We start from the raw sequence: 20,917 nt of genomic DNA, 5'->3' as shown, positions 1-20,917 counted from the left end.
TCTAGCTACTCTCGCTACCTCTCTAAACAATGGGAGCAAGCTAGTGAATAAAACAAAAAACTCACCTACGGGTGGGTTTTTGTTTTTCTGGATACTAAAAATGACTCCAATCGGAGTCGTTTGTTTCGTCAATTCACCGTTACTTTTCCTGAATAATAATCTAGGGTAATTCCCTGTTGGACATTTGGAACAAAGACATTGAACTCAAGCGAGCCATCAGCTGACTTGGCTTCAAGATGTGACCCTGATGGAATGAGGTTGTCTCCTTCATAAATAAGGGTAACGCGGTAACGGACACGCTTGTTTTTATCCTGAGCTTTTCGTACCAGACTTTCATAATAGTTTTGGCCTGTGGAAGTTTCGCTATTAGCTTGGTTAGCCCAAGCAGTTTGAACGGCAATATTTTCTGGATTTGAAGTCGAAGCATTAAATCCTTTGAGGCCACCTACTAGTGCATAGCCTAACAAATGCCCTCTATCTACGGCATGGCTATACTCTCCAGATAGATTGTGAACTTGATGCCATCCAGCTGGTGTCCAAGATGTTGAGCCATTCCCTGTTTCTTGACGATTTTTGTACTGTCTGGTCGCTTTACTTAACAAGGCATTCGCAACTGTAGGAACCGTTTGTCCTTGAACTGTTTTGACTTGGTTATTAGCATAGGGTTGGCTTGATACCTTAGCATTTAGATTAGTCTTATTTCCATTAACAATATAAGCCCCTGCCCCATTCCATTCTAAGGAGTTTCCAAGTTGACTCTTGACGGAGCTAGTCATCACTGTCTCAGCGAGCTTCTCTTGTGGCGTAGACTGCCCTTTTGTTGCGCCGTTTGATTTGACAGAGTTATTAGATTTTCCCGAGACTAGACTTGCTACCTGCTTGATTGGATTATTAGGCGAGAGCTTACTGCTCGTTCCAATGTAACCTAAAACTGTAATCAAGACCGCTATTAGTAACGAGATTAGCTGACGTCTCTGTTTATTTGTTAAAGATGTCTTTCGTTTTGCCATTGTTCTCTTTCTTTTATATGAATGTCATGACTAAAGGAGCGGGATTACTTCCCACTCCCTTTTATTTTCCTGTAAATTTAGCAACAATTGCCTGCCAAGTTTCTGGTTTTAAGATGCTTATCGGATCCTTGCCCTCTCCTAAAATAGCATAGCCAACCATCAAGCCGATAGCTAGAAAAGCAAGGCCAATCACACACACACTTAAAACAAGTAATAATTGACGAAAAACATAGCCTTTACCAGTTTCCATACTAAGCCTCACTTACACGTGAAATATTTGCTCCTAGTTTAGCTAGTTTCTCATGGAATCGATAGTAACCACGATCCAAGTGTGTCAATTTACCAACAGTCGTTGTTCCTTCAGCTACCATTCCTGTAAGAATAAGTGCTGCAGAAGCTCGAAGGTCAGTAGACATAACTTGAGCACCTTGAAGTGGTAAACCACCGTGAATCATAGCCGTATCACGAAGAATTTCTGAATGAAGCCCCATACGACGCATTTCTTCCAAGTGTTGGAAACGATTCTCAAAGACTGTTTCGATCATGGTTGATTCTCCGTTTACCACTGCCATAAGTGCTGTAAATTGAGCCTGCATGTCAGTTGGGAAACCTGGGTGAGGTAGAGTTTTAACGGTTACTGGTTTCAATTGAGAAACATCAGATTTAACACGAATGCCACCTTCTTCTTCCTTAACATCGACACCCATTTCCAATAATTTTGAAATCAAAGGACGGTTATGTTCCCAGATAGCATCTTTGATGAGGACATCTCCAGAAGTCATCGCTGCTGCTACCATAAAGGTACCTGCTTCGATACGGTCCTGAACAACTGCATGTTTAGTACCACGGAGAGCTTTAACACCTTTAATCACGAGTGTTTCAGTTCCCGCACCTTTGACGTCTGCTCCCATCTCGTTAAGAAGGAGGGCCAAGTCAACAATTTCTGGTTCACGCGCAGCATTTTCAATGGTTGTAACTCCATCAGCCAATGTTGCTGCCATCATAAGGTTTTGAGTGGCACCAACAGATGGGAAGTCCATATAAATCGTTGCACCTTTAAGGTTTTCTGCTGTCGCAGTAATGTCACCACCAACTTGGGTAATTTTAGCACCCATTGCTTCTAAACCTTTGAGGTGGAGGTCGATTGGACGACTACCAATCGTACAACCGCCAGGCATTGAGACCTTAGCGTGACCATTACGAGCAAGAATAGGTCCAAGAACTACGATTGACGCACGCATCTTGCTAACATACTCATATGGTGCTTGATCGAGAATTTCTCCACTAGCATCAACAACAACGGTATTCTTTTCCTCGTCAAAGTCTACAGCAATATCTAAACCACGAACAACATTATTCATCGTGTAAACATCTGATAAGATTGGAACATTAGTTAAGGTTGTTTGACCTTCCGAGGCCAAGATAGTAGCCGCCAACAAAGGAAGGACAGCGTTTTTAGCACCTTCAATGACAACCTCACCACTTAATCGAGTGTTGCCACCCTGCACAATAATTTTATCCATAAGGATTCCTTTCAAGGGTCATTTTCATCTTTTTGTATTATATCAAAAGTCTTTTAAAATCACTAATTTAAGAAATCGAGCTAGCCATATTCTGTCCAAATGCTAAAACCGACAGAATAAAGGAGCTGATAAGATAGCCTAAGGCAATACTGATAAAGAGCAAAAAGAGTTTTAATTTACCAGTATTTTCAATTGGATTTTTGATAATCTTCGCCCAATCAAAGAGGCTAATCAGCATTTGGTAGCTCAATCCTATAAATACAAGGTGACTCGCCAAAGTGACGAATTGATTAATAATAGTCATAATTTTATTATACCATAGAAAGCTAACCTAAAGCATAAAAAGAGGGTGAGACAGTTCTAAATCTGTAATCATTTAGTGACTGCTTCCACCCCTCTTCTCTTTATTTTTGAAGCTACTAGATTAGGGATAGTTTAAAATAATCTAGTGCTTATCTTACACTCTCTAGGAACTGATAATTTGAGTTATGCTATTTAGTCTTCATAACCATTTGGGTTAGTCGTTTGCCAACGCCAAGAATCTCTGACCATCTCTTTCAAGGTCTTTTTAGCTTCCCAGCCGAGAATCTCTTTGGCCTTTTCAGAAGACGCATAACAAGTCGCAATATCACCAGCGCGACGCCCTTGAATACGGTAAGGGATGGCAACCTTGTTTTCAGCTTCGAAAGTCTTAACGAGATCCAAAACGCTATAACCATGTCCAGTACCCAAGTTGAAAATTTCGGCACCTTTGTGACTCAAATTATATTTGACAGCAGCCAAGTGACCTGAGGCCAGATCAAGAACGTGAATGTAGTCACGCACACCTGTACCATCTGGAGTTGAATAGTCATCCCCAAAGACATTAAGCTCAGACAGTTTACCGATAGCTACTTGTGTAATATATGGCATCAGGTTGTTTGGAATACCGTTTGGCAATTCCCCAATCAAACCACTTTCATGAGCACCGATAGGATTGAAATAACGAAGATTTGTGACCGACCATGATGGATCTGATTCAGCTACATCTGTAAGAATTTGTTCCATCATCAACTTTGTATAACCGTATGGGGTGATCGCTGATGTTGGCATATCTTCGGTCATTGGAGAAGGATTATTGGTACCGTAAACTGTGGCACTTGAACTGAAGACGATGTTTTTAACTTCATATTCCTTCATTTTTTCAAGAAGGGTGATCGTACCAATGATATTGTTTTTATAATATTTCAAAGGTTTTTGAACAGATTCATCAACTGTCTTGAAGGCAGCAAAGTGAATGATCAATTCAATATCTTCATTTGTAAAAACCTTATCTAAGAGTTCTGTATCTAAAATTGAACCTTGATAGAATGGAAACTTCTTACCTGTGATCTTTTCCAAGCGTTCAAGGACTGCTGGAGAGCTATTTGAAAAGTCATCAACCAAGACCACATCAAAACCTGCATTAAGGAGTTCGACAGTGGTGTGACTACCAATGTAGCCAGCTCCTCCTGTAATTAAAATAGACATAGGGATTTCCTTTCTTGTTCGTCAGCATCTCTTCTCTCAAAATCTTTCATGGTAATAGGTACAAAAAACAGAATTTAAAAAATTAAATTCTGCTTTAATTAAAATCATTAAATTAGATATAATATTATCTTAAGCCTCTACTGCTGCTTTAAGTGCTTCAACCTTGTCCAATTTTTCCCATGGAAGATCGACGTCAGTACGTCCCATGTGACCATAGGCCGCTGTTTGACGGTAGATAGGACGTTTAAGGTCAAGCATTTGAATAATTCCTGCAGGGCGCAAATCAAAGAGTTCGCGAACAGCCGCTTCAAGTTTGCTTTCAGCCACAGTTGCAGTACCAAAAGTATCAACACGTACAGAAACTGGGTTGGCAACACCAATAGCATAAGCCAATTGTACTTCTGCTTTCTTAGCAAGACCAGCAGCTACGATGTTTTTGGCAATGTAGCGAGCTGCATATGACGCTGAGCGGTCAACCTTAGTGGCATCCTTACCAGAGAAGGCACCACCACCATGTCTTGAGTAACCACCGTAAGTATCGACAATGATCTTACGACCAGTCAAACCAGAGTCCCCTTGAGGACCTCCGATTACAAAACGACCTGTTGGGTTGATAAAGAATTTTGTCTCTTCATCCAAGTATTCTGCTGGAATAACTGCTTTGATAACTTTTTCAATGACATCTTGACGAATTTGATCGTTAGTCGCTTCAGGATCATGCTGTGTTGAAATAACCACAGCATCAACACGTACAGGTTGATCATTTTCATCATACTCAACGGTAACCTGAGATTTAGCATCTGGACGAAGGTATGAAATCTCACCAGATTTACGCAAATCTGCCAATTTTTTAACCAATTTATGTGAAAGGCTAACTGGAAGTGGCATAAACTCTGGAGTTTCGTCAATAGCAAAACCAAACATCAAACCTTGGTCACCAGCTCCGATAAGATCAAGTGGATCTTGATCACCAGTTCCACGAACTTCAAGTGCTTCATTGACACCTTGAGCAATATCTGGAGATTGTTCAATCAATGATGGGTGAACCCCAACAGAATCTGCCGCAAAGCCGTATTCTGCATTGTTATAACCAATTTCAGCGATAGTATCACGAACCACACGGTTAATGTCCACATAAGCTGTTGTAGAAACCTCACCAAAAACATGGACAGAACCAGTATAAACAGCTGTTTCTGCTGCTACATGGGCGTCTGGATCTTCTGCTAAAATCGCATCGAGAATGGCATCTGAAATTTGGTCTGCAATTTTATCTGGATGCCCCTCAGATACTGATTCAGACGTGAAAAGTTTACGTTCTGACATATAAAATGTCCCCCTTTTAATATGAAAAATAGTATTAGATAGCACGAGATTTAACCGCCTCCTAATAGGTAAAACGCTATACTCCACAAAGAGCTCGGCGCCGTTAAAAAGTTACAAAGAACCAGCAGCCAAGCTAAGATGACTACTGCCTTATCGGGACTTAATAACTAAATTCCATTATATCACTTTTTTCTTATCTAGTCATATAGTTATTTATTAACAAGCCTTATCAATAATTTATAGTGAGCATTTTACCATCTTTTGTATTATACTTAGGATATGAAAACTTATGAACACGTTTATGACATCTTATCGAAGAGTCCAGACTTTGTAACGGGAGAGAGCTTGGCTAAAAGCCTTGGTGTCTCACGGACAGCCATTTGGAAGGCAATTCAAACACTTCAAGAACAAGGAATTGACATTACAAGTGTCCGCAAGAAAGGCTACTATTTAGAAAAGGGAGATATTCTTCTTCCTCAAGATATTTCAAAGCAACTCAACATTCCAGTCTACTTTAATCCAGATTCTAACTCTACTCAACTAGATGCTAAACATGGCATGGAAAATAATAATTCAACGCCTGCACTTTATCTGGCATCAAGTCAAAAGGCAGCCAAAGGACGATTTGAACGTCACTTCTTTGCCAGTCCACAAGGTGGTATCTACATGAGTATCCACTTAAAGCCCAACTGTCATTTTGAGGAGTTACCACCTTATACGATGATGGCGGCAGCTGCTATTGTCAAAGCTATCCAGCGTCTAACCGGCATCAATACAGAAATCAAATGGGTTAATGACATCTACCTCAACAACAAAAAAATGGCTGGAATCCTTACCGAAGCCATTAGTTCTATCGAATCTGGTCGCATCACAGATGTCATTATCGGGGTTGGGCTTAACTTCTCAATCAGTGATTTTCCTGAAGAGTTAGCTAATAAAGCTACTAGTCTTTTTACTTCTGAAAAACCAAGCATCACTCGAAACCAGCTCATTTCAGAAATTTGGAAACTCTTTTTAACCATTCCTACTAGCGATTTGGTCAAAGTCTATAAAGAGAAGTCACTCGTTTTAGACAAACAAGTGACCTTTGAACAAGCTGGAAGGACTTATACTGGTATTGCCAAGGAAATTGGTAATAAGGGCCAACTTCTCGTTCTTACTGATGATGGCCAGGAAAAATGGTTGACCGCTGGCGAAGTGAGCCTTACTTCTTGGTAGACTTGTCGGCTGCACGCGCAATTCGAGAAATAATATAAGTGGTCCAAAGACGACGTAAGAGTAAGTAAGCAAAAAAGGCTGTAAAAAAGTAATAGCCATGCTGGAAACTGTAATTAAAACAAACCGTTTCAAAAATAGTTTCCAGTGTAATAAACAAAATTTGTTGAATCATAAGATTATTATAGCAATAGTTAGAGCCTAGGACAAGCAGTCTAGGCCCTTTTCATTTATGTGACTATTAGTCCGTCTCGCTCCGTTAGGTGTGAGACAAAAAAACCACCCGCTATGCGGGTGCGCGTCGAAGGTTATACCCCAAAAACTCCAAACTAATCTTAGTATGTTTTAGTTTGACTCTAATTTGTTTATTGTTGTAGTAATTAAATAGTCTACAAAAGCTGTTCCATTTAGTTAAGTAACTTAAAGGTCTACTCATAACCATAAAACTTTTCGGATTTCATAATAAAATACCCCAAGGTTAGGGTTTTTCTGTCTAACTTTGGGGGTTCAGAGTATAGTTTGTCCATTTACGGTCATTTTTCCTTCGGTAAATCTTCTACCTTAACAAAGTCAATGCGTCGGCTATCAAAGTCTTTTTGGTTAAAAATGGGATGGATATAAAATCCCACTTCAGCTAATTCGTCTCCGTAATAGCATTGCTCTGTTTGTTGGCAATAGTAGAGACTGCTTGCTTCTAAGCCCTTAACTTTTAAAATTTGTAGAGGTGGAGCCGCATGACTAAGGACCGTTGTATAAATCACCATAGCCTGATTTTTGTCTTGTGATACCAACTGCCAAGCACAAGCATTGGTCTCAAAAGGACTAGTCAATCGTGTAAAGGTTCCATACTGAAGGAGCTGACGATTCTTCTTATAGAAGGCAACTTGGTCTTTAATGATTGCTTTTTCTTCTGAACTTAACTGTCTTGGATCCAATTCATATCCAAAGGCTCCTGTCATGGCAATATTAAAGCGAGTCTCCATGCTGGTTATACGCCCATTTTGATGATTAGGTACAGCAGACACATGGGCGCCCATGCTAGAAACTGGGTATGCCAAGCTAGTACCGTATTGAATTTTTAGGCGGGCAATAGCATCGCTATTGTCACTAGTCCAAATTTGTGGCATATAGTGGAGTATGCCCATATCAAAACGGCCACCGCCACCAGAACATCCCTCAAAGAGGATATGAGGAAAGACTCTTAGTAAATGCTCGAAAATCCGGTAAAGATTTAATACATATCGATGAGCTACCTCGCCATGATTGCTAATATTTCCAGTCGCATAAATGTCACTGAGATAACGGTTCATATCCCACTTGACATAGGAAATATCCACTGTCCTTAAAATAGTTGACAAAGTTTCAATCACATAATCGGTGACGTCATCACGACTAAGGTTTAGGACAAATTGGGAACGACTGGTCGCAGCCTCATACCCTGGATGATGAAGGTACCAATCAGGGTGAGCTTCAAAAAGTTGACTAGACCGTGAAATCATTTCAGGTTCGAACCACAAACCAAAGTCTAAATTCTTACTCTTAGCATAGGTAGCTAGGGCCTGCAAGCCACCCTGTAGCTTGTCCTCGTTGACAAACCAATCTCCTAAAGAAGTTTGGTCGTTTTCTCGCTGTCCAAACCAGCCATCATCAAGGACAAAGAGCTCCATCCCCAGTTGACTAGCCTCATCCATCAAGCCCTTGATGCTATCTGTATCAAAATCAAAATATGTGGCTTCCCAGTTATTGATAAGAATAGGACGTTCCTTATCCTTCCATGCCCCTCGTGTCAAATGCTTATGTACAACTGTATGGAAAATCTGGGACATCCTGTTAAGGCCTTGGTCTGAATAAACCATTACAACTTCAGGAGTGGTAAAAGACTCTCCTGCAGACAAATGCCAAGCAAAGCCATAACCATTAATCCCCATAGTCAAGCGGACTTGCTGGTATTGGTCCACTTCGAGGGTTTCTTCGTGATTACCTGAGTAGACTAAAGCAAAACCATAGGCCTGCCCCTGATTCTCAGTCGTATCATTCTTAACCAAGGCAACAAAGGGATTTTCTTGATGGCTACTGGTTCCACGCTTACTGTCAAAGGTATGTATCCCTCGAACGAGAGGGTCCCTCTGCAATTGACGTTCATTACCCCAAGCACCTGGTAGATGGATAGATTCCCATTTGTCCGCTGGAAAATCCAGACTAAGACTAGACAATTTATGAATAACCACCTCATCTCTGCCCTCATTGACCAGGATATGACTACGGGTAATAACAGATAGCTGCTCAAAAATACTGTAACGTAGATGGAGAGCTAGCTGGCGATACTTATCTTTAAGGCAGATATCCAAAGTCTCAACAGGGTTTTCTTCTGAAGCAAAGGTCGCAGGAAGCCCTCCCAAGTCAGCTTTGCCCTTATAAATTTCGTAAGAATCATAGCGAAAATCAGTTTGATGAGAGCCATCCGACCCTGCTATATCAAGGCTTGGTACCCGAAAATCGCCACCACCAAAACTACTGATTTCCTGTAAAAGGGTATCTCTAGAATAGACACGTTTCTTGTCCTCCTCAAAGTTAAAGGAGAAAGAGCGCTCAAAGCGGGGGTAGTGACGCCCACCATGATAACCTGAAACAGCCTTACCATAATAAAGCTGGGCCAAAAGTCCCTTTTCCTCCACACCAATAATATAGGAAACCTGACCGTTGGTCAGATGAAAAATCTGCTTATCGTCATCAAAATAAATCATATCAACTCCTAAATCGTCAAGTCATAGATCGTCATATCGAGTTCAGCATCTGCCCCTTCAATCACTGTATAGATCTGCTCATCCCCTGGGAAGATACGGCTTGAAGCTACTTCTTGCCCACCATTTACAAAAATCTCTAGGGATGAGCGATCCAGATAAATATCCAAATCAAGTTGCTGACCCAAATCCTCCAAAAGCACGCGCTGATTGCCATACTCCTCTGCTAGAGGAGCACCTGCCTGGCTACGGTCTAATATTATCTCTTTTCTATCGTAATCTAAGATCAATTTGGTTCCTAAACGACCATCTTGACTGGCTGAAAGTTTAATCACCACTTGCCCTCTTTCTTCTGCCTTGGTCACTGAAAACTGAAGATTGGTTTTAAAACCAGTCATGAAAACCTTACCCTCTGAAGCATTAATATTTTCAGACAATATTTCTTTACGATAATTGTTCAATTCCGGCAAAGGTTTTTGAATCAACTTGTCCCCATCTAAGAAAAGCTCACGTGGCATAGTCAAGCAACCACAATAAGCATAGTCTTCTGTTGGGTAGTTAATATCTGGTAGACCCATCCAAGAAAAGAGAATTGTACGACCTCCAGCCTGCATGACCTGGGCTGCATAAAAATCAAAGCCACGATCAAGCTCCACAAAATTTTTCTGATCGGTCAGACGCAAATTTTCCTTATCTATGTGATTCCCCACCACATAACCCGTCTGATAGATATTGTGGTAATAATTTCCCTCTGGTGCTAGTCCTTGAGGGGAAAAGAGGAGAATCCCCTTATCATCCATTTCAAAATAGTTAGGACACTCCCACATATAACCAAAATCCTGGTAAGGAGTCCCCACTTCACCTAGAATAGACCAGTCAAAGCCATCAAGTGAGTGCATGACCAGACTTGTACCAGTTTTGTCTTGACGTTGGGCACCAATAACTGCATAATAATGACCATCTTTCTTCCATAGTTTTGGATCCCGGAAATGGTCCGTGTAGCCTTCTGGGTAACCGATAATAGCTGGTGGTGTAACCTTGGAGAGATGACCTGCCTTATCCATGAATGCCACAACTTGATAAGGGATTCGCTCGTTATTGGCATCACGAGTATTACCAGTATAAAAGATACGCATGACATCGCCGTCAGCGATGGCTGATCCTGAGTAGGCTCCATGGGTTTCATAGACAGTATCTGTCTGCAAGCCCACTCCTGCATCTTCCCAAGTAATCATGTCATCTGACACCAGATGATACCAGCCTTGAAACCAGCTATCCTCGCTATAAGTGAGAGGGCTCCATTGATGAAAGAGATGATATTTCCCATCAAAGAAACAAACACCATTAGGATCATTAACATAGCCCATGTCACCTTCCACATGGAAGCTTTGACGATAAGGGCACACTGCCACACGATCAGCCAATGATGCTGTTAATTGAGAAGGAATATCGCGGTATTGATGATATTTCTTCATGTAATATTAATCCTTTTCTTTCCAGAATTTTGCAAAGGCGACTGTTAAAATGGCACCTGTAACAATGGCAATCAAGTGAGCAATAATGTAGTTAAGATGGCCATGATTTGCCCCATCTACGATAGTGAAACCAGGAATAGCTGTCGCACCGAAACCAACTGCGGTCAACTTAGACAGGTAAACATAACCACTTGCAATAGCGCCTGCGATACAGCCAGCAATCAATGGGTAACGGTATTTGACAGTCACACCAAATAGAGCAGGCTCAGAAATCCCAAATAGAGTTGAAGTGAACGCTGAAACGGCCATAGATCGTTTGTTATTGTCCTTGTGATTAAGGAAGAGATACCCCAGTACTGCACCACCTTGCCCCATCATGGCAACAGATAAGAGTGGATTGAGGAAATCACGGCCTGTATCTTGCAGCAACTGAGTCTCGATAGCCCCAAAGGTATGGTGAAGACCCGTAATAACGATAATTTGTTGGATACCACCAAAAATCATATAACCAAAGATACCCAAGTGTTCAACCATCCACAATAAACCTGCTGTCAATCCAAATCCCATAGAACGACCAACTGGACCAATAATAGTAAAGAGCAAGAATGACGATATCAAAATGGTCAACATAGGAGATAAAACAAACTTAAGCATATCGGGCAAAATTTTGTTAAATTTCTTATCTAGGAAGGCAACGATATAACCAATTAGAAGGGCAATGATAATCCCGCCTTGGAAACCAACTAGCTCAACATTAAGGCCAAAGACATTGGCGATTTCTGCTTTAGCTGTTCCACCCGCTACTGCATAGGCATCTGACAAGTTTGGGTGAATCATAACAGCTCCAATAGCCAAACCAAGGGAAGCACGTCCTCCAAAACGTTTGGTCGCTGAGTAAGCTACAATCATTGGTAAGAGCGCAAAAATTCCTGATGAAGCAATGCTGACAACACGATTGAAGCCAGCCAGACCAGGCACATGCTCAACGAGGGACTTGGCCCCAAAGAGGTCCTTGGTCGTTAAGAGTGATGACAATCCCATAAGAAGCGCTGCAGCCAAGATACATGGCATAATTTCAATAAAGACATCTGACAAGGCCTTCATAAAACGTTGCAAAGGATTCTGGTGACCCTGACTAGACTCTTCATCAATCTTACTATCACTATTAATACCAATATAGCTTGAAAATTCGTCATAGATATTATTGACTAGACCAGCGCCAAAGATCATCTGCAACTGGTCACCCGCTACGAAAACCCCTTTAACTAGACGGATATTTTCCAAACCTTCCATGTCAGCTTTTTTATTATCCTTTAGGACCAAACGCAAGCGAGTAGCACAATGTGTCACGTGAGAAATATTGTCACGCCCACCAACTAATTTTTCAATTTGTTCACTGATGTCTTGATATTGAGCCATCTGAACAACCTCCTTATTTGTTTTACTTAATTATAGTTTATCCTTTCACTTAGTTAAAATAAATGGTAAAATGTAGACAAGATTAGTCGATTTGTAGGAAGATTTTATGAATTTTTTATTTAACAATACCAATACCAATCCCTATCTAAGTGTGTATACAGTTGGTTATGAAGAAACCCAACCCTCCCACAGTTATGGCCCTGCTGTTCGAAGTGGTTATATGTTGCATTATATCTACAAGGGCAGAGGTACCTTTACCTGTCAAGGTAAGATATACAGCCTAAAGGCAGGCGACTTTTTCTTTATCTCACCTCAAGCTACTATCCAATACCAGGCCCACGAAACAGATCCCTGGGCCTACTACTGGTTTGGCTTTCGTGGAGATTTAGCCCAACACTACCTCAAAGATACCGCCATTTCTAGTAACAATCCTGTCTTTTCTGATAATGACCCCATCAAGAGTCTCATGAACAAGCTAATTGAAATTTCTCTAATTTCTGAAAGTAATGACATCATGCTCAATGCTTGTCTTTTGGAAATCCTCAACCAACTCAATTCAGACTTTCCTTCCCAAAACAAACAGGTGACCCAGTCTACCCATAACCTCATCGTTGCCAAAGCTATTAGCTTTATGACCAATAACTACGAAACCAATATCCGTATAACTGACATCGCCAATCACCTTGCTATCGACCGCACCTATCTCCATCGCCTCTTTGTACAGGAAATCGGGCAAGCTCCCAAAACCTTTCTCACCAATATTCGCCTTCGTAAAGCCAAAGAACTCCTCAGAAGTACCAAACTCCCCATCAAAAATATCGCCTACTCAATCGGTTTTGAAGATAGCGGTAATTTTTCCAAACTTTTCAAGCACGAATTTGGCATGAGTCCTGGGGATTTTAGGAAAAAGTTGGATTAATATATACTGACCCCAAAAATTAGACAATTTATTTAAGCAAAGGATTTAGTTCTGTATTGTACAGGACTAAGTCCTTTTAGTTTGGCCTCAATTCGTTTGTTGTTGTAATAATTAATATAGTCTACAATAGCTTGTTCCAAATTCTCAATTGACTTAAACGTCTTCTCATAACCATAAAACATCTCAGACTTCAGAATGCCAAAGAAGGATTCCATCATGCCGTTATCTGGACTATTGCCTTTACGTGACATGGATGGTTGAATCCCTTTGTCTTCTAAAAAATGATGATAGAAATCGTGTTGATATTGCCATCTCTGGTCACTATGGAGAATTGTATTTTCGTAATGTTCCTCTGTAAAGGCTTGTTCTAGCATAGCTTTCACTTGTATCAAGTTCGGTGACGTAGAAAGATTGTAGGCGATAATTTCGCTGTTGAAGCCATCTAAAACTGGCGATAAGTAAAGCTTTTGAGTGCTTGCTGGAATGGCAAACTCTGTGACCAATCCTCGAACAATTTCCGTTTTTCTTCTTGCTCTTTCTCGTCCCTCAATCGGAGTTCTTTCAACTTTTTTACAACTGCATTCTCCACTCTAAGGTACTCATTTTCTGCTTGAAGACGTTCTAGTTCCGTCATTTCTTTCAGTTTTTCTTTGGCTTACGTCCCATTTTAGGTATCCTTTCTCTTGTCTTCTCAACAATAGTATACCCGTTTCTCTTATAGTGTACGAGCCAGTTAGGAAGCGTTCCACGGTTTGGGAGAGCATATTCGAGAGAAACTCTATCTTGAGAATAGCCTTTAAATAGGAATCAATCATTTCTTGTTTTAATTCAGGAGAGTAGTAACGATTCCTTCCCTTTTTGGCGATTTCTATTCCGTATCGATCAATCAATTTGATCATGTAGCTAAGATTAGAAATGTTTATCCCAAATTTATTTGAAAGCTGCTCTAAGCTATATCCTTGGTTTCTAAGTTCATAGATTTGAACCTTATCTTCATAAGTCAATTTCATAATAAAAACACCCCAAAAGTTAGATAGAAAAAATCTAACTTTTGGGGTGCAGTTCAGTCCTTCCTCGCTTTTGTGTTTCTGGGCTCGGACCTAAAAAGGTCCACTGGACCTCCTCGCTTTTGTGTTTCTGGGCTCGGACCTAAAAAGGTCCACTGGACCTTTTTAGTCCTCTATTTCTACAACATCAGAGAGAAACTCGAGTTCTTGAGGGATATACTCTTCACGATCTTCTTTTTCCAATTCTTCTTTGGATTTGAGACTTCGTGCAAATTCTGTACGGAGTTTTTCAAATTCTGCTTTTGGAACAGCCATAATATTAGGCGAGAAACCGGCAGCTGAACTCATGATATTACCAAACATATCATTGAGATCACTACGTTTCATGACCTGCTCAGCATTAAAGGCAGCATTAAAGGCTAAGATGGCATTTTCCTGATTGGCTAGTACAGGCTCAGATCCATTCAAAAGGGCCCTATTTTGTGGGCTAATAGAATCCAAGATTTCAGGCCAAGTTGCCTTTAGGGCATCCAGACACTGGCGTGATTTCTGGGGATTTTCCATGGTTTCACGCATAATAGTGAGAATCTTTTCACGATCCACCTTGTACTGATAAGTATGTTTGGCTTTTCGAGTTGGTAATGCATCTCCTTGGACTTTGCCCTCTTTAAGAGCTTTACGTAGGCCTTCTACTTCGTGACGAAGACTATCTAACTCTTTTTGCAAATTCCCTGGAATTTCTTGTGAAACCTGAATATGGGTTTCTGACAATTTTATAGTAAGCATCTCCGCATAGATTTTAGGATGTGTTCCAGTTTTAATTTCTGGCAAGGCACTTGTAACCAAGTCAATCAATTGGAAAAGTCGGTCTTGCTCCAGAGAAAGATTCTCTTCAAAAAGGGGACTATGGTGACTGTTCTCTCCGCCCGCTTTGACAATCAAAAGATCACGGAAATACTCTAAGAGATCCGTCGCAAAACGGCTCATAGACTTGCCATTATCAAATAGAGTTTCAAGATTTGATAAAGCTTGCGTAGTCTCTTGATTGCGAACATTAGCGACAAAACTGTCTAGGGCTGTTAAACCAATAGAACCAGTGATTTCTTCAGCTACGGCTTGGCTGACATGATTGTCAGGAGAAAGACTCAGTGCTTGGTCTAAGATTGACAAGGCATCACGCATACCACCTTCCGCACGACGAGCAATAATGGTCAAAGCCTCATCATCAAAGGTTAAACCTTCTTTTTCCAGAATTGAAGCCAAATGCTCTTTAATAGCTCCCTGCTTAATCGATTTAAACTCAAAACGTTGGACACGAGAAAGGATGGTTGCAGGAATCTTATGTAATTCAGTGGTCGCTAGGATAAAAACAACATTTTCAGTTGGTTCTTCCAAAGTCTTCAAGAGAGCATTGAAGGCACCTGTCGACAGCATGTGTACCTCGTCAATAATATAGACCTTGTATGTGGCACGACTTGGGGCGTAGGTTGATTTATCACGGATTTCACGAATCTCATCTACACCATTGTTGGAAGCCGCATCAATTTCAATCACATCTTCAAGACTGCCGTTAGTAATATCACGACAGATATCACAGTGGTTACATGGCTCACCATCGACCTGATTAGGACAATTCATTGCTTTGGCAAAAATTTTTGCTGCACTGGTCTTACCAGTACCACGTGGGCCAGAAAAGAGATAGGCGTGGCTGATTTTTCCTGACTCTACCGCCTGTCTTAGAGTGGTTGAAATCACTTTTTGACCAACCATCTCGCCAAAAGTCTGACTACGGTATTTACGATATAAGGCTTGATACATTAGTTAACCTCAAACATTGCAAAAGTAAGATTTGTTTTTTCAAGTAAGACTTTGACAAACTGTTCAAGATAGTTTTGGTCAATATCATCGTAGTCTCCTACTTGATGAGAATCCAAATCAAGAACACCAACTAATGTACCATCCTTCACCATAGGGACAACAATCTCACTTCGAGCTGCAGAATCACAGGCAATATAGTTGGCATGTTTAGTGACATCTTCGACAATTAGGGTTTTATTTTCAGCTGCAGACTGACCACAAACACCCTTACCTAAAGCAATTCGAACACAAGAAACATTACCTTGGAAAGGGCCAAGAACCAACTCATTCTTAACATTATCCATCAGGTAGAAGCCTGTGAACACAGAATTTGGCAGAGTTGTATTCAAGAGAGCTGAGGCATTAGAAAAGTTGGCCAGAGCATTGTTTTCATTGGCAAAAAGCACCTTAGCCTGTGCTAGCATTAATTCATAGGCTGATTTTTTTTCTTCGTTAGTCATAGTTATTATTATAGCAAAGATAGGTATTTAAAACTAGGAACCACCTACTCCTATCCTTCCCTTTCATTTAAAAATAAAGCAAGATCTTGAATCACATTTTCAGGATAATCTGGACTAGAAATCTGATAAAACTTAACCCTCATGCGATTTCTGAACCAGGTTAATTGGCGTTTAGCAAATCGACGTGTATTTTGCTTGAGCTTTTCTAAGACCTCATCTAAAGTTTGTTCCCCAGAAAAATAAGGGAATAACTCCTTGTAGCCAATTCCACGCGCCGACTGGGCCTCAGGATAATTATCATAGAGCCACTTAGCCTCTTCCAGAAGCCCAAGTTCAACCATCTTGTCAACACGAGTATTAATACGTTCATAAATCAGAGAGCGCTCATCATCCAACCCAATAATAAAAGGATCAAAAGTCGTTTCTGTATTTTCAGGATTGTCTGAAAAACGATAAAGCTCAAGCGCTCTAATGGCACGACGACGATTTATCTCTTTAATCTCTATACCTAAGCTATCAATCTGCTCAAAAAGTTCCAAATCAGAAAGTTGCTCTAACTCAGAGCGATAGACTAACACCTGCTCTTGATCCACTTGACCACCCAGATGATAACCTTCAAGAAGACTTTGCAAATAGAGACCTGTACCACCAACAATAATAGGAAGTTTGCCACGATTGACAATATCAGTAATGGCAATTTGCGCTTCAGTCACAAAATCATAGGCTGAATAAGACTCATCGACATCTCGGACATCAATCAGATGATGCACTGCCGCTGCCTGTTCTTGAGGAGTGGCCTTCGCAGTCCCTATATTTAATTGGCGGTAAACCTGTTGGCTATCTCCTGAAATAATTTCGCCATTAAAACGCTGGGCCAACTCAATTCCAAGTGCCGTTTTCCCCACAGCGGTAGGGCCAGCCACTACAATAAGTTTGGTTTTCATAATGTTTCCACTTGCTATTCTAGATATTTTTTTAGATAATATAAGCATATTATAACATATACGGAGGATAGTCTCATGGCTAAAAAACATTCATTTGCTAAAGGTCTTGCTACTGGCGTTCTCGGAACTGCTGCTACTGTTGCAGGTGCCGTTTTCGCAGTTAAAAAGACAATTATCGAACCAGAAGAAAAAAAATTGGCTTTCATCGAAGAAAACCGTAAAAAAGCAGCTCGCCGTCGTGTAAGCCGCTAATAGTTATAACCAGGGAAACCTGGTTTTTTTGATTGAAGAGATAGATTTCTTTTACGTTAGTTAACTGGTCTGATAATCACAGTAAAGGGAAAAATCTAAAGGTAATCTCAATAGTTATTATGGTTCCAGAATGAAATAAAAACATAATCCGCATTTTGTTTTGGACCCTTTTGTTCAATCTCTAAAGTAGATAAAACAATATCTTCACCAAACTTCCAATCGCCTGTTATTAAAAATCTCAGGCCTTTTTATCACAATATAATGTCCTAAGAAAAGTTGATTTCGTACGTCAAAAATGATTATTTCATATTTTTTACCTATCATCTTTTATTTATAACGCAATAAAAAAGCCTCTTTTAAAGAGACTCATTAAACCAGTTTACTTATTGTTATTTAAAGCTTCAATAACTCGGTCAGTATTTGCTGTCACATTTGTATTATTGTAACGACGTTGAATTAGACTTTCAATTGTTTCTTTGCAAGACAAAAGTTTTGACTTTTCAAAAACAACAACACTCAATACATGTGCACCTCCAGAAGTTAGATTTAAAATCAAAAGAGTCTGGAATGCACTTAATACTGTCAAAATGCCATAAGCAGCTAGGATAAATCCTCCTAAAATAGATGAACCCATCATATTAAAACCAACTAGAGCAAAGATAATTCCCCATGCAAAAGATTTAAAATCTAATCTGAATGAGTCATCAACACTTGAGATATGATCCACTGGAATCGTTTTATTCTGTGCCCCAAGAGGAATAACTTTCAAAAGAGTGTTAGGGTTTGATGTCTTGATAAAATCTCCTTCAAGTGCTACAGATGCTTTGAGATAAAATGTTAGATACGAAGTGATGAAGGTTTGTTTCACAATAATCTCCTTTTTCTATAAAAAATTACGAGACTATTATATATATATATTGTCAAGACCTTACTAAAAAGTTACTTCAGAAATTCAAAATGATTCCAAAACCATTCAAACTATTTTTGATGTCCCCTGCCAGACTCTACTTCATCCAACTTCTCAGCAATATATGTCACGGTCCTCAGTATTTCATTGAGGGCTGTTCTTTCTAGTTCATTCATTTTTCTACTCCTTATCTTTTTTATCACTTCGGTACTTCACTATCTGACGGATAGTAAAAGACACAACCGCTAATCCTAGCAGGATTATCAATCCAGTTTCTTCACTCATTGCTTTTTACGGTAAATGATGGTACATTATCAAGTAGAGGTTGGGGCTTCTGCCCCTTTCTCTACTTTTTCTTAAGCTCTTTGTCTTTGAGCTTGTAAGCTAAGTACTGCTTATGCCAAAGACGAGCTTCTCTGATTAAGCCTAGTACCAAGATGACGGTTGCAGTGTCCTTGGTTGCTAGGCTTTTTATGATGTGTTCCATCATTTGCCTTGCCTCCTTTCCCTTAAGCTTGATTTAATTATAATACGATTTTTTCGTATTGTCAATGATTTCTTTCAAAAAAATAGGATTTTTTCGTATTTTTGATTGTTTATCAATCAAAAATGGTATATAATGTACTTATAAAAAATACGAGGTAATCGTAAATGGATGAAAAAAAACGAATGCGAATTATTGCTGAAAATATTACACACTTTAGAAAACAACGTGGCATCACCCAAAAAGAGTTGGCTAAAGAAGTTGGAATTACAGCAAGTACTATGACAGACTATATGAAATTAAGAAGTGCTCCTTCTTTTGGTGTTATCCAAAAACTTGCTGATTATTTCGGTGTTAAAAAATCAGATATAGATACTACTTTTAAAGAAGAATCCATCAATTCCTTCTCAGATGTTCTTTCAAAATCCAAAATCCAATCCATATATGACGAACTAGAACCGAACGAGCAAAGAAAAGTTGTAACATACGCTGAAAAATTACGGGACGAGCAAGAGAAACGAAGAAAAGCGAAGATAAACGAAGTATCGGAAGCTATCAGCTTGTATCAAGTTGAGGTTGTATCTGAGACGGCAGCAGCTTGTGGATTTAACTATGGATTCGGTTACGAAGATACAGACAGAGAGACTATAGAGGTTGACGAGCAACCACCACGCCACGACATTGCGACTAAAGTTAGTGGTGATTCCATGCAACCTGACTATCAAGATGGAGATATTCTCTATTTAGCAGATAAAGGATTGACTACCTATAATGGTGATTTAGCAGTTATCGCATACGGAGACCGCTCTTACTTCAAGAAGATATATACCGAAAACGGACGCTTACGCCTAGTGTCGCTCAACGACAAGTATGAAGACATCATCTTAGACTTCCCACCAGCCGAAGATACACACATCAAGATTTTCGCAGTAGTTGGCGTGTATAGAGGGAAATAAAAAAAGCCAGTCTTTCGACTGGCTAAACTATATCAAGGGAGTGTGTGAGATACTCACCACTACCCTTTTATTATACCAAAATAAGAGGATTAAATAATGGCATCATACAGGAAACGCCCCAACGGCTGGGAATATCGAATAAATTACTACGACTCCACGGGCAAACGAAAACCAAAATCAAAGGGTGGTTTTCGTACTAAATCTGAAGCGATTAAAGCCACTGCTGAGATGGAACTGAAGTTACAAGATAACATCAATGTGGATGAAGATATTACTCTATACAATTATTTTAAACAGTGGTGCGAGGTCTACAAGCGTCCTAATGTTTCTACGATAACTTATAAGGCATACATCAACACTCAACGCAAGATTGAATTATTTTTTGGCGATAAGAAACTGAAATCCATAACTGCCACGCAGTACCAGAGTGTGCTGAATAGCTATGCTAAAACTCACGCGCAAGATACTATCGAGCGTTTTAATGTTCACGTAAAATCGTGCGTTGAAATGGCGGTGCACGAAGGATATATCAAACGGAATTTTTGTAAGTTCGCCAAAATCAACGCTAAAAATAAAGGGCGTGATGTTGAAACAAAATTCCTAGAGGTCGAGGAATACGAGCGATTGATTTACGAAACAAGTAATCATCCAGAGTATGCGTCTTATGCGACACTTTATATCATAGCTAAAACTGGGATACGTTTTGCTGAGTGCCTAGGCTTAACGGTGGATGACATCAATCGAGATACTGGCATGTTATCGGTCAATAAGACATGGGACTATAAAAATAATACTGGCTTTTTACCGACAAAAACAAAAAGCAGTATCCGAGAAATACCGCTTGATGATGATTTTATAAATTTTAGGCTCTATAATTTCTGTAGTGGGTAAAACCACTGTAGAGATTATAGAGCT

General features: G+C 40.0%; 20 protein-coding genes and 1 pseudogene. 5 read left to right on the top strand and 16 right to left on the bottom strand.

Annotation, left to right across the window (positions count from 1 at the left end; genetic code table 11):
• Positions 1 to 128: 128 nt before the first annotated feature.
• From RDY04_RS09015 to metK, 6 genes are all read right to left on the bottom strand, one after another.
• Complete coding sequence (locus RDY04_RS09015; protein ID WP_303953598.1) at positions 129 to 1,010, bottom strand: DNA/RNA non-specific endonuclease; 882 nt, start codon at positions 1,008 to 1,010, stop codon at positions 129 to 131.
• Positions 1,011 to 1,071: 61 nt separating this feature from the next.
• Positions 1,072 to 1,260, bottom strand: coding sequence for a DNA-directed RNA polymerase subunit beta (locus RDY04_RS09010; RefSeq protein ID WP_181671212.1), 189 nt, complete (start codon positions 1,258 to 1,260; stop codon positions 1,072 to 1,074).
• Position 1,261: 1 nt separating this feature from the next.
• Positions 1,262 to 2,533 (bottom strand): UDP-N-acetylglucosamine 1-carboxyvinyltransferase, encoded by a 1,272-nt coding sequence (murA, locus tag RDY04_RS09005; protein ID WP_303953593.1) that lies wholly within the window; start codon positions 2,531 to 2,533, stop codon positions 1,262 to 1,264.
• A 67-nt stretch (positions 2,534 to 2,600) separates the two neighbouring features.
• Positions 2,601 to 2,837, bottom strand: coding sequence for a DUF1146 family protein (locus RDY04_RS09000; RefSeq protein ID WP_247915969.1), 237 nt, complete (start codon positions 2,835 to 2,837; stop codon positions 2,601 to 2,603).
• A gap of 191 nt (positions 2,838 to 3,028) precedes the next feature.
• A complete protein-coding gene (gene galE, locus RDY04_RS08995; RefSeq protein WP_303953590.1) occupies positions 3,029 to 4,042 on the bottom strand; it encodes a UDP-glucose 4-epimerase GalE in 1,014 nt (337 codons plus the stop codon).
• A gap of 129 nt (positions 4,043 to 4,171) precedes the next feature.
• Complete coding sequence (gene metK, locus RDY04_RS08990; protein ID WP_303953587.1) at positions 4,172 to 5,365, bottom strand: methionine adenosyltransferase; 1,194 nt, start codon at positions 5,363 to 5,365, stop codon at positions 4,172 to 4,174.
• Between the two features lie 279 nt (positions 5,366 to 5,644).
• Here metK and birA point away from each other — a divergent pair, with 279 nt between their 5' ends.
• Positions 5,645 to 6,583 carry a bifunctional biotin--[acetyl-CoA-carboxylase] ligase/biotin operon repressor BirA gene (gene birA, locus RDY04_RS08985; protein WP_303953585.1) on the top strand — a complete coding sequence of 313 codons (939 nt, stop codon included), beginning with the start codon at positions 5,645 to 5,647 and terminating at the stop codon, positions 6,581 to 6,583.
• Here birA and RDY04_RS08980 read toward each other — a convergent pair.
• From RDY04_RS08980 to RDY04_RS08965, 4 genes are all read right to left on the bottom strand, one after another.
• Entirely contained in the window at positions 6,570 to 6,755 is a 186-nt protein-coding gene (locus RDY04_RS08980; protein WP_303953582.1) for a DUF3272 family protein, read from the bottom strand. The genes birA and RDY04_RS08980 overlap by 14 nt on opposite strands.
• Before the next feature lie 358 nt (positions 6,756 to 7,113).
• On the bottom strand, positions 7,114 to 9,324 hold the full coding sequence (locus RDY04_RS08975) for an alpha-galactosidase (RefSeq protein WP_303953580.1): 2,211 nt from the start codon (positions 9,322 to 9,324) through the stop codon (positions 7,114 to 7,116).
• 8 nt (positions 9,325 to 9,332) lie between these two features.
• The gene (locus tag RDY04_RS08970; protein ID WP_303953575.1) at positions 9,333 to 10,796 is read right to left on the bottom strand and encodes a sucrose-6-phosphate hydrolase; all 1,464 of its coding nucleotides are present in this window, start codon (positions 10,794 to 10,796) and stop codon (positions 9,333 to 9,335) included.
• A 6-nt stretch (positions 10,797 to 10,802) separates the two neighbouring features.
• Entirely contained in the window at positions 10,803 to 12,215 is a 1,413-nt protein-coding gene (locus RDY04_RS08965) for a PTS transporter subunit EIIC (protein ID WP_303953572.1), read from the bottom strand.
• Between the two features lie 106 nt (positions 12,216 to 12,321).
• Between RDY04_RS08965 and RDY04_RS08960 the strand changes: the two genes are divergently transcribed.
• Complete coding sequence (locus tag RDY04_RS08960; RefSeq protein WP_303953571.1) at positions 12,322 to 13,134, top strand: AraC family transcriptional regulator; 813 nt, start codon at positions 12,322 to 12,324, stop codon at positions 13,132 to 13,134.
• Between the two features lie 32 nt (positions 13,135 to 13,166).
• On the opposite strand, the pseudogene RDY04_RS08955 reads toward RDY04_RS08960, so the two are convergent.
• The 4 genes and pseudogenes from RDY04_RS08955 to miaA all read right to left on the bottom strand — a co-directional run bounded on the left by RDY04_RS08955 (position 13,167) and on the right by miaA (position 17,403).
• Positions 13,167 to 14,144 (bottom strand): annotated as a pseudogene (locus tag RDY04_RS08955) (IS3 family transposase).
• Between the two features lie 162 nt (positions 14,145 to 14,306).
• Complete coding sequence (gene dnaX, locus RDY04_RS08950; RefSeq protein ID WP_303953569.1) at positions 14,307 to 15,959, bottom strand: DNA polymerase III subunit gamma/tau; 1,653 nt, start codon at positions 15,957 to 15,959, stop codon at positions 14,307 to 14,309.
• Positions 15,959 to 16,459 carry a GAF domain-containing protein gene (locus RDY04_RS08945; protein WP_303953566.1) on the bottom strand — a complete coding sequence of 167 codons (501 nt, stop codon included), beginning with the start codon at positions 16,457 to 16,459 and terminating at the stop codon, positions 15,959 to 15,961. The genes dnaX and RDY04_RS08945 overlap by 1 nt, the downstream gene beginning before the upstream one ends.
• A gap of 50 nt (positions 16,460 to 16,509) precedes the next feature.
• A complete protein-coding gene (gene miaA, locus RDY04_RS08940; protein ID WP_303953563.1) occupies positions 16,510 to 17,403 on the bottom strand; it encodes a tRNA (adenosine(37)-N6)-dimethylallyltransferase MiaA in 894 nt (297 codons plus the stop codon).
• Positions 17,404 to 17,478: 75 nt separating this feature from the next.
• On the opposite strand from miaA, the gene RDY04_RS08935 reads away from it, so the two are divergent.
• The gene (locus RDY04_RS08935; RefSeq protein WP_003092510.1) at positions 17,479 to 17,655 is read left to right on the top strand and encodes a DUF3042 family protein; all 177 of its coding nucleotides are present in this window, start codon (positions 17,479 to 17,481) and stop codon (positions 17,653 to 17,655) included.
• Between the two features lie 379 nt (positions 17,656 to 18,034).
• Here the strand turns inward: RDY04_RS08935 and RDY04_RS08930 are convergent, their stop codons facing one another.
• The gene (locus tag RDY04_RS08930) at positions 18,035 to 18,523 is read right to left on the bottom strand and encodes a hypothetical protein (protein ID WP_303953557.1); all 489 of its coding nucleotides are present in this window, start codon (positions 18,521 to 18,523) and stop codon (positions 18,035 to 18,037) included.
• 385 nt (positions 18,524 to 18,908) lie between these two features.
• Complete coding sequence (locus RDY04_RS08925) at positions 18,909 to 19,052, bottom strand: hypothetical protein (RefSeq protein WP_261017238.1); 144 nt, start codon at positions 19,050 to 19,052, stop codon at positions 18,909 to 18,911.
• 161 nt (positions 19,053 to 19,213) lie between these two features.
• Here RDY04_RS08925 and RDY04_RS08920 point away from each other — a divergent pair, with 161 nt between their 5' ends.
• Together RDY04_RS08920 and RDY04_RS08915 are read left to right on the top strand one after the other, a co-directional pair.
• The gene (locus RDY04_RS08920) at positions 19,214 to 20,002 is read left to right on the top strand and encodes an XRE family transcriptional regulator (RefSeq protein ID WP_303953551.1); all 789 of its coding nucleotides are present in this window, start codon (positions 19,214 to 19,216) and stop codon (positions 20,000 to 20,002) included.
• Positions 20,003 to 20,098: 96 nt separating this feature from the next.
• Complete coding sequence (locus tag RDY04_RS08915; RefSeq protein ID WP_303953548.1) at positions 20,099 to 20,893, top strand: Arm DNA-binding domain-containing protein; 795 nt, start codon at positions 20,099 to 20,101, stop codon at positions 20,891 to 20,893.
• The last annotated feature ends 24 nt before the right edge of the window (positions 20,894 to 20,917 follow it).

The sequence above is a fragment of the uncultured Streptococcus sp. genome (genome assembly GCF_902463925.1).
Lineage (GTDB): Bacteria > Bacillota > Bacilli > Lactobacillales > Streptococcaceae > Streptococcus.
This window is presented reverse-complemented; position numbering and strand designations above follow the sequence as displayed.